The 13,253-nt window shown below is 72.0% G+C and carries 10 protein-coding genes and 1 pseudogene; 5 read left to right on the forward strand and 6 right to left on the reverse strand.

Annotated features, from left to right (window positions below; translation table 11 throughout):
- Positions 1-248: 248 nt before the first annotated feature.
- On the reverse strand, positions 249-1,790 hold the full coding sequence (locus tag CHC08_RS07275) for a glycerol-3-phosphate dehydrogenase/oxidase (protein WP_089206405.1): 1,542 nt from the start codon (positions 1,788-1,790) through the stop codon (positions 249-251).
- Positions 1,787-2,380 (reverse strand): TetR/AcrR family transcriptional regulator, encoded by a 594-nt coding sequence (locus CHC08_RS07280; RefSeq protein WP_089206406.1) that lies wholly within the window; start codon positions 2,378-2,380, stop codon positions 1,787-1,789. Before CHC08_RS07280 ends, CHC08_RS07275 begins: the two co-directional genes overlap by 4 nt.
- A gap of 46 nt (positions 2,381-2,426) precedes the next feature.
- Between CHC08_RS07280 and CHC08_RS07285 the strand changes: the two genes are divergently transcribed.
- Positions 2,427-3,992 carry an FAD-binding oxidoreductase gene (locus tag CHC08_RS07285; RefSeq protein WP_089206539.1) on the forward strand — a complete coding sequence of 522 codons (1,566 nt, stop codon included), beginning with the start codon at positions 2,427-2,429 and terminating at the stop codon, positions 3,990-3,992.
- 114 nt (positions 3,993-4,106) lie between these two features.
- On the opposite strand, the gene CHC08_RS07290 is transcribed toward CHC08_RS07285, so the two are convergent.
- Together CHC08_RS07290 and CHC08_RS07295 are read right to left on the reverse strand one after the other, a co-directional pair.
- Positions 4,107-4,592, reverse strand: coding sequence for an MSMEG_6728 family protein (locus tag CHC08_RS07290; RefSeq protein WP_089206407.1), 486 nt, complete (start codon positions 4,590-4,592; stop codon positions 4,107-4,109).
- A gap of 151 nt (positions 4,593-4,743) precedes the next feature.
- A complete protein-coding gene (locus tag CHC08_RS07295) occupies positions 4,744-5,154 on the reverse strand; it encodes an acyl-CoA thioesterase (protein ID WP_245878180.1) in 411 nt (136 codons plus the stop codon).
- Positions 5,155-5,296: 142 nt separating this feature from the next.
- Here CHC08_RS07295 and CHC08_RS07300 point away from each other — a divergent pair, with 142 nt between their 5' ends.
- The 4 genes and pseudogenes from CHC08_RS07300 (at position 5,297) to CHC08_RS51300 (ending at position 9,477) form a co-directional block, all read left to right on the forward strand.
- A complete protein-coding gene (locus CHC08_RS07300; RefSeq protein WP_089206540.1) occupies positions 5,297-6,805 on the forward strand; it encodes a metallophosphoesterase family protein in 1,509 nt (502 codons plus the stop codon).
- Positions 6,806-6,841: 36 nt separating this feature from the next.
- Positions 6,842-8,440, forward strand: coding sequence for a bifunctional 3'-5' exonuclease/DNA polymerase (locus CHC08_RS07305; RefSeq protein ID WP_089206409.1), 1,599 nt, complete (start codon positions 6,842-6,844; stop codon positions 8,438-8,440).
- Positions 8,441-8,728: 288 nt separating this feature from the next.
- A pseudogene (locus tag CHC08_RS52885) lies at positions 8,729-8,911 on the forward strand (GNAT family N-acetyltransferase); the annotation flags it as partial.
- Between the two features lie 371 nt (positions 8,912-9,282).
- The gene (locus CHC08_RS51300; RefSeq protein ID WP_245878182.1) at positions 9,283-9,477 is read left to right on the forward strand and encodes a hypothetical protein; all 195 of its coding nucleotides are present in this window, start codon (positions 9,283-9,285) and stop codon (positions 9,475-9,477) included.
- On the opposite strand, the gene CHC08_RS07315 is transcribed toward CHC08_RS51300, so the two are convergent.
- A complete protein-coding gene (locus tag CHC08_RS07315) occupies positions 9,474-10,946 on the reverse strand; it encodes an MFS transporter (RefSeq protein WP_245878201.1) in 1,473 nt (490 codons plus the stop codon). The genes CHC08_RS51300 and CHC08_RS07315 overlap by 4 nt on opposite strands.
- A gap of 78 nt (positions 10,947-11,024) precedes the next feature.
- Positions 11,025-13,091, reverse strand: a complete 2,067-nt coding sequence (locus CHC08_RS50570) for a serine/threonine-protein kinase (protein WP_218825149.1) — start codon at positions 13,089-13,091, stop codon at positions 11,025-11,027.
- Between the last annotated feature and the right edge of the window lie 162 nt (positions 13,092-13,253).

Here is a 13,253-nt window from a genome sequence, read left to right on the forward strand (position 1 = left end):
CGCGTGGCCTGCGGATTCGCTGTCAATGAGTTGGCGTGGCCTGTGGATTGGCTGTCAATGGGCCCGCATCGCTTGCGGATTCGCGGGCATCCGGATTCGCGTGTTCTGCGGGTCTGCTGCCAATGGGCCCGCATTTCTTGCGGGTTCGCTGTCAATGGGGCAGTACCGCTTGCGGATTCGCCGTCACCGGGATTCTCGCCGTCGGCGGATCCGCCGCCTGGGGGTTCGTGATCTCCGTGGGATCGTCGTCAATAGGCCAGGGCCGCCCGCGCCGCGGGAAGGGCCGCCTCACGATCCTCGGGGACCAGGCCGATCCGGGTCCGGCGGTCGAGGAGGTCGGCGACGTCCAGCGCTCCCTCGTGCCTGACGGCCCAGACGAGCTCGGCCCCGGTGATCCCCGTCGGTCCCGGCTCGGCCAGCCCGGGGTCTTGCGCCATCAGCGCCAGCACGGCCTCGGCCTCGCTCCCGTAGCGCTCCAGCAGCCGGTCCGGCACATCGGGTACCGAGCGGGCGCTGAGGGCACTGGGGGCGCCGCCGCCCGATGCGGCGCCCGTACGAGCGCCGACCAGGGGTAGCCGTGCCGTACGGCACGGGCCCGCGTCGAGGCGCCCGAGCGACACCACCCGGTCCACCGCGTCCTCGGCCATCCTCCGGTAGGTGGTCAGCTTGCCGCCCACGATCGTCACGACCCCGCTCGGGGACGTCAGCAGCGCGTGTTTCCTCGACAGGTCGGCGGTGCGTCCCCCGGCGGCCAGCAGCGGCCGGAGCCCGGCATAGGTCCCGGCCACCTGCGCGCGCCCGATCGGTGCCTCCAGCACGGAGTTGAGCACCTCGAGCAGGAACGTCACGTCCTCCTCCGGCACCTGCGGAACGTCCGGCACGGGGCCGTCCACCGGCTCGTCGGTGAGGCCGACGTAGACGCGGCCGTCGGGCTGGGGGAGCACCAGCACGAACCTGTTGCCCTCGCCGGGGATCGGCACGTGCATCCCGGCCGCGAGGCCCGGCAGGGTCTCGGGGCGGAACACCAGGTGGGTGCCGCGCGAGGGCCGCATCCTGATCTCCGGGTTCAGCTGGGCGGCCCAGGCCCCGGTGGCGTTGATCACCGTCCTGGCCCGGATCGTGAAAGTGTCCCCGGTGAGCTCGTCGCGGACCTGCGCTCCGTCCCCGGCCAGCTCCAGCGCCCGGCAGCGGGTCAGGATCCGGGCTCCCCGCGAGGCGGCCGTCCTGGCCAGGGCGACCACCAGGCGGGCGTCGTCGACCAGGCGCCCGTCCCAGGACAGCAGGGCGCCGCGCAGCCCGTGCGGGCTCAGCGGTGCGGCGAGGGCCAGCGCCTGTCCGGCGGAGATCCGCGACGGGCCGGGCAGGAGGCGGCGGGGCGTGCTCGCCGCCGTCCGCAGCCCGTCTCCGAGTCGGTATCCGGCCATTACGACCGCCGCCTGGCCGCGGGAGACCGCCGGGACCAGCGGCAGCATGTACGGGTGGGCCCTGACCAGGTGGGGGGCGGTGTGACGGAGCAGGACGTCGCGCTCCACCGCGCTCTCGTAGGCCACCCCTACCTGGCCCCTGGCCAGGTAGCGGAGCCCGCCGTGGATCATCTTGGAGCTCCACCTGGAGGTGCCGAACGCCAGGTCGTGGGCGTCGATCGCGGCGACGGACATGCCCCGGGAGGCGGCGTCGAGAGCCGCGCCGGCACCGGTGGCGCCCAGCCCGACCACCAGCACGTCCACCACGAGGTCGCGGACCTCGGCGAGTTCGCGCGTGCGGCGGGTGGCGTTGAGGGAGGAGCTCATGGCCTCAGATACCTCTCCAGGATCGTGGCGAGTTCGGCGTCCAGGTCGCCCGGGGCGAGGGGGGCGCCGGGGTTGTCCCGGGCGAGGGGGGCCAGCATGGTCGAGCCGGAGATCAGGAACGACTGGGCGGTCAGCAGCACGGTCCTGGCCAGCGTCGCGGGGTCGCCCGGCCGTACGGCGCCCGACCGCTGACCCCGCGCGATCGCCGCCTCGATCAGCGCGAGCATGGCCTCCTGGCTGGATCCCCGGCGCTCCGTCAGGTACGGCAGGAGCAGCTCGGGGTCCACTTCGACGATCTTGCGCCAGAGCGGGTGGTCACGCAGTGCCCGGACCACCGCGACCGCCGCGGTGACCGGGTCCTCGGTGGCGAAGCCGTCCGCGACGAGCATCCACTCGCGGGTCATCAGGTCGGCGACGAGGCTGCGCACGTCGGGCCAGGAGCGATAGATCGTCATCCGGGACAGCCCCGCCCGGCGTGCCACGTCGGTGAGCGTGGTCCGCCTCACCCCGACGGCCAGGATCACCTCGCGGGCGGCGTCGAGGATGGGCCCCCCGCTGTTTTCAGTCGTATTGTGACGAATGGACGCCATATGTCACAGTGTATAGGTGGAAACTCCGAAGGTCGCCGCCGAACCCATGCTCTGGTCCGGCTGGGGTGACCCCGCCAAGGCCGCGGCCCTGCCCGAACCGCTCCGCAAGCTGCTCCAGGACATGCTGGGCGTACGCGCCCCGGAGACCCCGGCCGCGAGCTTCGGCGAGGTGCGGCTGGCCCCCGTGGCACTCTCGCCGCTCGTTCTCGCCGAGCTGCGCGCCGTCGTCGGCGACGGCCACGTGCGCTCCGACGCCGACGCCCGCATCCGGCACACCCGGGGCAAGTCCACCCCCGACCTGATGCGCATGCGCGCGGGAGACGGCTCCGACGCGCCCGACGCGGTGGTGCTGCCCGGCTCCCACGCCGAGGTGGCGGAGCTGCTGGGGCTCTGCGCCGCGCACCGGGTCGCGGTGGTCCCGTTCGGCGGCGGCACCTCGGTCGTCGGGGGCCTGGTCGCCACCAGACGCGGCTTCGCGGGGGTCGTCGCGCTGGACCTGGCGCGGCTGAACCGGCTGATCTCGGTGGACACTGAGTCGATGACGGCCGAGATGGAACCCGGCCTGCGCACGCCGCAGGCCGAGCAGCTCCTGGCCACCCACGGGCTCACCCTGGGCCACTTCCCCCAGTCGTACGAATACGCCACCCTGGGCGGCTTCGCCGCCGCCCGTTCCAGCGGCCAGGCCTCGGCGGGGTACGGCCGGTTCGACGACATGGTCGTCGGCATGACCGTGGCCACCCCGCGCGGCACCCTCGACCTCGGCCGCGCGCCCAAGTCCGCGGCGGGGCCCGACCTGCGCCAGGTGATCCTCGGCTCCGAGGGCGCCTTCGGCGTGATCACCTCCCTGCGCCTGCGGGTCCGGCGCGCCCCCACCCGGCGAATCTACGAGGGGTGGCGGTTCGCGTCGTTCGCGGCGGGCTCGGCCGCACTGCGGCGCCTGGCCCAGGAGGGCCCCGTGCCCACCGTGCTCCGCCTGTCCGACGAGACCGAGACGATGATCGGCCTGGCCAGGCCGGGTGAGCTCGGCGGCCTGGCGGCGGACGCGGGCTGCCTGGCCATCGCGGGGTACGAGGGTTCCGGGGAGGTGACGGCGCTGCGGGAGCGGGCCGCCGCCGTGCTGTCGGAGTCCGGTGGCCTCCACCTCGGCACCGAGCCCGGTGAGTCCTGGGCGCACGGCCGCTACTCCGCCCCCTACCTGCGCGACTCCCTGCTCGCGGTGGGAGCCACCGTGGAGACGCTGGAGACGGCGGGGTTCTGGTCCAACCTCCCCCGGCTCTACGACGCCGTACGGCTCTCGCTCCAGGCCTCCCTCGGCTCACCGCTGGTGATGTGCCACATCTCCCACGTGTACGGCACGGGCGCCTCGCTCTACTTCACGGTCGTCACGGCCCAGAGCGGAGACCCCCTCGCGCAGTGGGAGACGGCCAAGCGGTCGGCCGGCGAGGCGATCGTCGCGGCCGGGGGCACGATCTCGCACCATCACGGCGTCGGCCGCGACCACCGGGAGGGCTACGCCGCCGAGATCGGCGAGCTGGGCGTGGAGATCCTGCGCGGGATCAAGGACCGGCTCGACCCGCGGGGCATCCTCAACCCCGGCGTGCTGATCGGTTAGCTTCCGTTTCCGTATCCCGCCGGCGCGGTCCGTATGAACGCCCGTTGAAAATCTACAATGTACAGCGATCGGGTCGTGGGCCTGATGTCCGCGACCGGCACCTTCGCACGCCGGTCACTCGGGTGGCAGGTACGACGGGGAGCGGCCGGAGGCGGGCCAGACATAGGGAAGGCCATCCGGTTCGTCGCCGAAGATCGGGCGGTAGAAATCGGGAGCCTTGCGGAGCAGGGCCGACCGGTGGCTGAGGTGCAGATCGTGATCGCCAAGCCAGGGCGGCAGCTCTCCGGCGGCGGCCAGCAGCGACTGTGAGCGTGGAGCCACGATGCCGCAGCGTTCTGTCAGCTCCCGTGACATCGTGATCGAACAGGTGTCGGGCCGTCCCATGGCGCACCACTGTTCGCACACCTCCAGGCCGTACCTGACCAGGGCCTCCTCGTAGCCGGCCCACATCCGAACCACCGGATGGTGGCGCCAGCCGTATCCACGCACGGTCAGCGCGCGCAGTGTTTGCAGCGCCTCGACTCGCTGCTTGCCGAGCCGTAACGGGTCGAGGACCCGCGCCGTGGCGGCGAAGTCCGGATAAGGGAGGAAGGTCTGCATCGCCGTCCTCGCATCTCAGATCGCGTCCGCCGGGTCGCGGATATGCGCTGCGTGCCGCGCCTGCCCAGGTGACAGTCGCGGAAGGCGTTTACCCCGCCTGGCGGCCGGCAATCCACCGGGGAAGCGGCTCCCGTGCGGCGGACGCGCGGTGTCATCCACTGATCAGGAGTTTCTCCATGGCCTCGCGCAGCGGGCCCGGGATCTCGGCGGGCCGCCGGGTCTCCCGGTCGACGAACACGTGGACGAAGTGGCCCTCGGCCACGACCGTCTCGCCGTCCTCGCGGAACAGCCCGAGCTCGTACCGGACGCTGGAGCGGCCCAGGCGGCCGATTCGCAGGCCGATCCTGAGGGCCTCGGGGAAGGCGACCGACGCCCTGTAGACGCAGTGCGACTCGACGCACAGCCCGATGGCGTCCCCGCCGTGGATGTCCAGGCCCGCGGTCCTGATGAGCCAGGTGTTGATCACTGTGTCCATCAGCGAGTAGTGGACGGCGTTGTTGACGTGGCCGTAGACGTCGTTGTCCTTCCACCTCGTCGGAACGGTTTCCCAGTAGGCGTACACGGTAGAACCATATTCCAGAGTGGATCGGGAGACCCCTCCGGCCGGGGTGATCCACCGAGGCCCGGGCGTGCTTCGGCGACTTTGAGATCGATCTTCTGCTCCGAGGCGCACATGATCCTCAGATCGCGGTAAAAATATGGTCATGGTTGATGTTGGGCAGGCCGCGGAACGCGGACGCGAAGTCTCCTCCCGGGTCTCGGAGGAGGGGGCGGGCTGGTCCTGCGTCCAGGTCGGCACCTTCAAGGACCTGAGGCCCAACCAGGAGACCTTCACCTGGCTGAGCCCGCGCACGATCTGGAGGTCGAGGAACGAGGTCCTCGCGGGCCTGTTCGGCGATCCCTCCGGGCAGGTCCGGGCACGCTGGGTGGGCTCCCAGCGCGACCGGGGCGTCGATCCGTCCTTCCGCATCCCGATGGACGTCGGCCCCGAGTTCTCCTTCCTGGTCCTCGGCGACACGGGGGAGGGCGACGCCTCGCAGTACGCCGTGGTGCCGGGCATGCTCAAACTGGGCCAGGACACCGACTTCGCCGTCGTCGCCAGCGACGTGATCTATCCCACCGGGTCCGCGAACGAGTATGAGGACAAGTTCTTCCGTCCCTACCAGGACTACCGGGCGCCGATATACGCGATCCCCGGCAACCACGACTGGTACGACGGGCTCGGCGGCTTCATGCGCGTCTTCTGCGACGCCCCCGCGCTGAAGGCGGAGCGCCAGGGATTCAAGCTGTCGCCCTCGGGACTGCGCGGGCTGCTCTGGCGCAAACCGGAGACGATCGACGAGGACCGGCTGGTCAAGGCGCGCGAGCGCAGGGCGCTGCCCGAGCAGCAGGCCGTGCAGCCCGCCCCGTACTGGGCGATGGAGACTCCGGGCCTGCTCATCGTGGGCGTGGACACCGGGATCCACGGCGACCTCGATCGGGAGCAGGCCGACTGGCTGCGCGAGGTCTCCCGGGACCCCCGGCCCAAGGTGCTGATCACGGGCAAGCCCATCTACACCCGTAACGACTACAAGCCGTCCGCGCTCGACGGCGGCGGCACGATCGACGACATCGTCGTCGATCCCGCGAACAACTACGTCGCGGCGATAGGCGGCGACGTGCACAACTACCAGCGCTTCCCGATCAAGGTGGGCGATCGGACGATCCAGTATTTCGTGGCGGGCGGCTCCGGGGCCTTCATGCACGCCACCCACACCATCCCCAGGGTCACGGTCGGCGGCCTCCACGAGGACGACTACAAGTGCTACCCGCTGCGCGGCGACTCGCTGTCGTTCTACAGCAGGCTCTACAGCGAGCGGCTGCGCATGCGCTGGCTCTACCTCACGCCCGAAGAGGGCGTGGCGCTGATGTCGGAGCAGATCGGCAACACCCCGCCCAGGGACATCCCGCCCGTCCGCATCACCGCGCGGATGAGATGGGCGGCGCGGATCCTCGGCGGCCGGTCGATGCCGTTCCGGCTGCCGGTGGGCAAGGTCTTCCACCGCTACCTGTCGGAGCTGTCCGACTGGGACACCCCGCCGTTCTTCAAGAGCTTCCTGCACATCTCCGTGACGCCGGAAGCCCTGAAGATCCGCTGTTTCGCCGCAACCGGCTGCCTGCCGCAGGAGATCGAACCCCCGCTCGAAGACGAGGTCGTCATCCCGCTCGTCTGATCGAGAATGTCGGTGTCGCGTGGCAGTCTGTGACGTATGCATGTGGCAGTCGCGGCCGGTTCCGGCGGTGGAGGGGTCCTGCGTCCCGAGGGCCAGGACGCCAGGTCCGTCACCGACCTGGCGGCGGCGGTGCGGGAGCTGGAGGAGACCAGCCACCCGCGCTGGATCTGGGCGGACACGCGGGAGATCTACCCCGCGCTCCTCGGCGCCGGCGTGCGGCTGGCGCGCTGCCACGACCTGGCGCTGACCGAGGGACTGCTCCTCGGATACGACGGGCGTTACGGCGAGCCCCGGTCGGCCCAGGCCGCCCACGCCCGGCTGCACGGCCTCCCGGTGCTCGAGGACCACCAGGGGCCGCAGGCGCGGCAGGCCACGCTCTTCGAGGAGGAGCCGCCCCCGCCCGACGCCGATCTGGTCGCGGAGGTCCACGCCGACCAGCTCCGGCGGATCGAGGCCGTCGCCGACCCGCACCGGTTCCGGCTGCTGGTCGCCGCCGAGTCGGCCGGAGCGCTGATCGCCGGGGAGATGGAGCACGAGGGCATGCCCTGGCGGCAGGACGTGCACGACGAGCTGCTGACCGGCCTGCTCGGCCCGCGCCCGGTGCACGGCATGCGGCCGGCCAAGCTCCAGGCCCTGGCCGACCAGGTGTCGGCGGCCTTCGGCATGGCGTTCAACCCCGACTCCCCGCAGCAGATCGTCAAGGCCTTCAAACTGGCGGGCGTGCCCGTCGCCTCCACCCGGGCCCACGAGATCAAGCAGGTGGACCACCCGGGCGTCGCACCCCTGCTCGCCTACAAGGAGCTGGCCAGGATCTACAGCTTCCACGGCTGGGTCTGGGCCGACCAGTGGGTCCGCGACCACCGCTTCCGGCCCGAATACGTGGTGGGCGGCGTCGTGTCGGGCCGGTGGGCCACCAGCGGCGGCGGCGCGCTGCAGATCCCCAAGGTGATGCGCAAGGTCGTGGTGGCCGACGAGGGCTGGACGCTCGTGGTCGCCGACGCGGCCCAGCTGGAGCCCCGGGTCCTGGCCGCGATGGCCGGTGACGGCGGCCTGGCCAGGGCTGCCGGGCAGATCGACCTCTACCAGGCACTGGCCCAGCCGTTCGGCGGCGAGCGCGACAACGCCAAGATCGCCATGCTGTCGGCGATGTACGGCGGGACCAGCGGAGACGCGCCCAAGTTACTGGCCGTCATGCGGCAGCGCTTCCCCCGCGCCTACCAGTTCGTGGAGGACGCCGCCCGGTCGGGGGAGGAGGGCAAGCTGGTCCGTTCCTGGCTGGGCCGCACCTGCCCGCCGCCCTCGGCCCGCTGGCGGGAGCTGGTCTCCGGTCCCGACGGGAACCGGGCGGCCCGTGACCGGGGCCGCTTCACCCGAAACTTCGTCGTCCAGGCGACGGCGGCCGAGTGGGCGCTCACGCTGATGGCCGTGCTGCGCGGGCTGTTGCCCGCCCCGGCCAGGCTGGTGTTCTTCCAGCACGACGAGGTGATGGTGCACTGCCCCGCCGAGGCGGCCGAGGAGGTCGTCGTGGCGGTCGGCAGGGCCGCCGAGGAGGCGACCAGGCTGCTGTTCGGGCCGACCCCGGTGCTTTTCCCGATGGAGGCCGTCGCGGTGCGGTGTTACGCCGACGCCAAGTGAACCGCCGCGGTGTTACGCCGACGCCAAGTGAACCGCCATGGACGGGCCGCCTGGGCGGTGAGGAAACCCATGGACGGGTTGCCCGGACGGTGAAATAGTCCCGGAGTGATCGCGGCTGCCCCTTCATCGCCCGTCCCGTTGGCCAACGGCCTCGTCCTGAGAGAGGCGCGCCCGACGGACATCGAGCAGATCGGTGCGCTCCTCGCCGAACGGGGCGAGCCCGACGACACCCTCGACCACCGGCTGGTCGTGACGGATCCCGACGCCGGCTGGCCGGCCTGCGCCGTGGTGGTCGACGGCGACCGGGTCGTCTCCACCGCGACGCTCCTCGACGAGGAACTGCGCGTCGCCGAGGTGCGGCTCCCCGCCGGACAGGTCGAACTGGTCGCCACGGACCGGGAGTACGAAGGGCGCGGGCTCGTACGGGAGCTCATGCGGTGGGCGCACGACCGCTCCGCCGCCCGGGGTCACGTCGTGCAGGCGATGATCGGAATCCCGTACTTCTACCGGCTGTTCGGTTACGAGTACGCCATCGACATACCGCCCGTGCGGGCCGTGCGGGCCGTACCGGCCGGCGAGGGGACGCCGGCGTTGCGGGCCGCCCTGCCTTCGGACATCCCGGCGATGGTGGAGCTGCAGGACATGACAGGCGGAGCAGTACTACATCCGGATCCCGGACGTGGCGGGCCTGCTGGACCGGCTGCGGCCGGTGCTGTGGCGCCGCCTGGCCGCGGCCGGGATCCGGATGTACCGGCCGCGACGTCGTCGTCTCCACGTTCGGCGCCCACTACCGGATCCCGGTCCTCGCCGACGACCTCGGCGCGGTCACCGCCGACGGTGCGATGCAGGCGCCAGGGGTCGTGGGCGGCGCAGGGGTGGCACCCGACTACCTGCCCGCGCTGCTGTTCGGCCCGCACGGGATCGACGGGCTGTCCCGGATACGGCCCGACGTCTACTCCGGCTCCGACGGCGAGCTGTTCCGGGCGCTCTTCCCGCCGCTCACCGCCGACGTGCTCAGCTACTACCTGCCGTACTAGCGTCGTGATCCGATGTTCCCGGTCACCGCCAGCCACACGCCGGTGATCGTCACCATGACCGCCACCGCCGCGCCGAGCACGCCGTAGGACAGGTTGCCGACGATCACTCCGGCGACCACCGTGCCGGTCGCGCCGCAGATGTTCATCGTCAGGTCCGACAGACCCTGCACGGCGGGGCGGTGCCGCAGCGGAACGGCCTCGCTGAGCATCGCCGACCCGGAGATCAGCCCGCAGGACCAGCCGACGCCGAGCAGCGACAGGCCGGCGGTCACCTGTACGACGTCGTGCGGTCCCGCCCCGCCCGCCAGGACGGCGGCGGCCAGCAGCAGGAACATGCCGAGCATCGTCACCTGGATCCGGCCGATCCGGTCGGCCAGCCAGCCGACCACGGGGGAGAAGATGTACATCCCGGCGATGTGCAGGCTGATCACGATGCCGATGACCGTGTAGGTCGCGCCGCCGTGGTCGAGGTGGACCGGTGTCATGGACATGACCGACACCATGGCGGTGTGGCTGACCGCGATCGCGATGAGTGCCCGCCGCGCGATTGGCGTATCGCGCAGGGCCCGCCACGCGGTGCGTAGCGTGCCCCCGCCCTTCGCGGTGGAGGTCGGCGCGGCCGGCGCCGGTGCGTCGAGAGCCGGTGCGTCGAGAGCCGGCGTGGAGGGGGCTGCCGCGGTGGAGTCCGACGGGTTGAGGGCCGGCGCGGCCGGGTCATGTTCGGGGAGGACCTGCGCCGTGGAGGCCCGCGTGGTGGGAGACGGTGCAGCGGGGGGTGGCGTGGTGGGAGACGGTGTGGTGGGGAGCGACGCGGCGAGGGCGGCCGAGCGGGCCAGCAGCAGCGGGTCGGGGCGCAGGGCGATTCCGAGGATGACCAGCGCGACCGCGAAGGTGAGCAGGGCGAGGACAAAGGGTCCGGTGTCCGGGGCCAGGCCGAAAGCGCGGCCGAGGTGCTCGGCCGGTCCCGTGAGGTTCGGGCCGGCGACCGCGCCGATCGTGCCCGCCCACACCACCCACGACAGATGCCGGGCCGAGTGCCCGGGGGGAGACAGGTCGGTCGCGGAGTAGCGGGAGGCCAGGTTGCCCGCGCTGGCCCCGCCGAACAGCACCAGCCCGCCCAGCAGCAGTGGCCACGAGGCCAGGGAGATGGCGAGCACCGCGATCAGGGAGCCGATCAGGGCGCACCCGTAGGCCAGGGTCAGCCCGGCCCGGCGTCCGCTCCCGCCGGAGGCCCTGGCGGTGGGCAGTGCGAGCAGGGCGGCGCCCAGCACCGTCGCGGTTCCGGCCAGTCCGCTGATCGCCGTCGAGCCCGAGAGTCTGGCGACGACCAGCGAGCTGAGGGAGAGCCCGACGGCGACCCCGATCCCGCTGGAGATCTGCGTGGCGGACAGGACGGCGAGTGTCCGCCGCTGCACGGCGGCGATCGACATCACATCTCCGGAGGAGACATCGGGGTTCGCCGGAGTCATGGTCACGAGTGAAGTCTGCCATCACTCGTGACACAACCGGGAGGATTGTTCCGCCGGGGCCGGTTGGCCGAGAATCGTTCAGCCGGTCAGGGTGAACGTGCTGAAGAAGGTCTCCAGGACGTCCGAGCTCTTCTCCCACTCGAGGTCCTGCGCCCTGAAGGTGATCTCGTAGGCGGTCTGACCGCTGACGGCGACGTAGCGGGTCAGCCCGTGCATGGGGACGCCGTTGGACTGGGAGTAGGTGTACTCCCAGTCGGCGGCCTTCCACCCGCGGTACGGCACCGCCGTCACGCCGACCTCGATGTACTCCTCCAGGCCCTCCTTGTCGGCCCGGCCGAGCGCGGTCACGGGGTCGGCGACGGGGACCTTGGTGACGACGATGTTCTGCCCGCCGGCCTTCGGCTCGGAGAAGACGATGGCTCCGCCGGTCCCCGTCTTCACCGTCCAGCCCTCGGGCACCGCGCCGGAGATCCCTCCCGCCTCCAGCGCCTTGAACCCGTCCGGGACCTCGCCGGGCTCCTGGGACGGCGGCTCGGCGCCGGAGGTCGCGGAGCTCGCCGGGGAGGGAACCGTGGTGGCCGCGGTGTCCGTGGCGTCGTCGCCGGGCAGGAAGACGAGCAGCGCGATGACCAGGACGGCCAGCGCCCCGATGCCGCCGAGCAGCAGCAGGCGAAGTCGCGGGCGGCCGTCGCGGTTCCGGCCTCCGTCGTTCGTGAGACGGCGGCTCCTGCGGTCGCCGGACCGGCCGGGCGAGGTCAGGCTCTGGGAGTCCTGCGCGCTGTCGCGACGGGCCGGGGCGGACGGGGCCGCGGTGGGCCACAGCCCGGCGCCGGAGGCGCCGCCGGGGAAGCCGCCCGAGGAGTCGGACGGCGCGTCGGGCGCGTCGCGTTCGAGGCCGGCCGTGGGGATGCGCAGCGCGTCGTAGCCGCGCTGGTGCCCGCCGGACAGGCCGGCGACGTCGTTCGGCGGGCCGGCCATCGGAGGCGCGGAGTACACGGACGGATGGGGCGCGGCCAGCTGGTCCGTGCGGTGCGTGCCCGAGGGGCTGGACAGCGCGTCGTAGGGCATCGGGTAACCGCCCGACGTGCTGGCCGCGGGGTCGTAGGGCACCCGTACCGGGCCCGAGGGCGTTTCGATGATCCGCGAGGGCATCGGGCCGGACGGCGACTCCAGCGGGGGCATCATGTGCATCGGCACGGGTTCGCCGGGGGGCGGCATCGCCGGAGGGTGCGGCGGGCGCGCCCGGTTCGGGGTGCTGGAGCCGTGGCTGAGCAGTATCCGGTCCAGCAGGTCCGACACCTGGGCGGCGGACATCCGGTCGGCGGGGTTCTTGCGGAGCAATCCCTCCAGGACCGCGACCAGGGCCCCCGCCCGTTGCGGGCGGGTGGGCTCCTGGGTGAGGATCGCGCCGAGCACGGCCATCGAGTCGGAGCCCTCGTACGGCGGGCGTCCCTCGACCGCCGCGTACAGCGTGGCGCCGAAGGACCACAGGTCGGCGGCCTGCGTGATCCGCTGGCCGGACAGTCGCTCCGGCGGGATGTAGGCGGGGGAGCCCATGAGCATGCCGGCCTGGGTGATGGTGGAGTCACCCTCTATGGCGGCGATGCCGAAGTCGGTGAGGATCACCCGGTCGGAGGTGAGCAGCACGTTGCCGGGCTTGACGTCGCGGTGCATGATCCCGGCGGCGTGGGCGTGGCGGAGCGCGTCGAGCACCCGGACGCCGATCTCGGCGGTCTGGACCACGGGCAGCGGCCCGCTCTGCCGTACGGCCTGTTCCAGGGACCAGGCGCGGACCAGCTCCATCACGATCCAGGGGCGGCCGTCCTCCTCGACGACGTCGTGGACGGTGACGATGCCGGGGTGACTGAGTCGCGCCGCCGAGCGGGCCTCGCGCAGCATCCGCTGGTGCGCCACCTGCTTGCCCGCGTGATCCATCCCATAGGGGAGGATCAGCTCCTTGACGGCCACGTCCCGGTCGAGCAGGACGTCGTGCGCATGCCACACCATGCCCATTCCGCCACGGCCCACCGGTGACATCAGGCGGTAGCGTCTGCCCACCAGCCTGCCCTGGCCCTCCGGCGCCGTCCCCGGGGCGCCGTCGCCCTCCGGCCCGTGGGGGGCTTTGCCGAGCAAGCGATCGGTCATCGGACCCCGTTCCCCTAAACCAGTTCCGTTTGTGAGGTGGGCCACGATATCGGGATAACATTCGCTAGCGGAAGTTGACCTGCAAAGAAAGCACATAACGGTATCTATCGGAAGCAGATCTTGCTGCGGAGTCGATCTTCCGAGTGAGGGGCTGACGTCGGT

This window comes from Streptosporangium subroseum (assembly GCF_900188345.1).
Lineage (GTDB): Bacteria > Actinomycetota > Actinomycetes > Streptosporangiales > Streptosporangiaceae > Streptosporangium > Streptosporangium subroseum.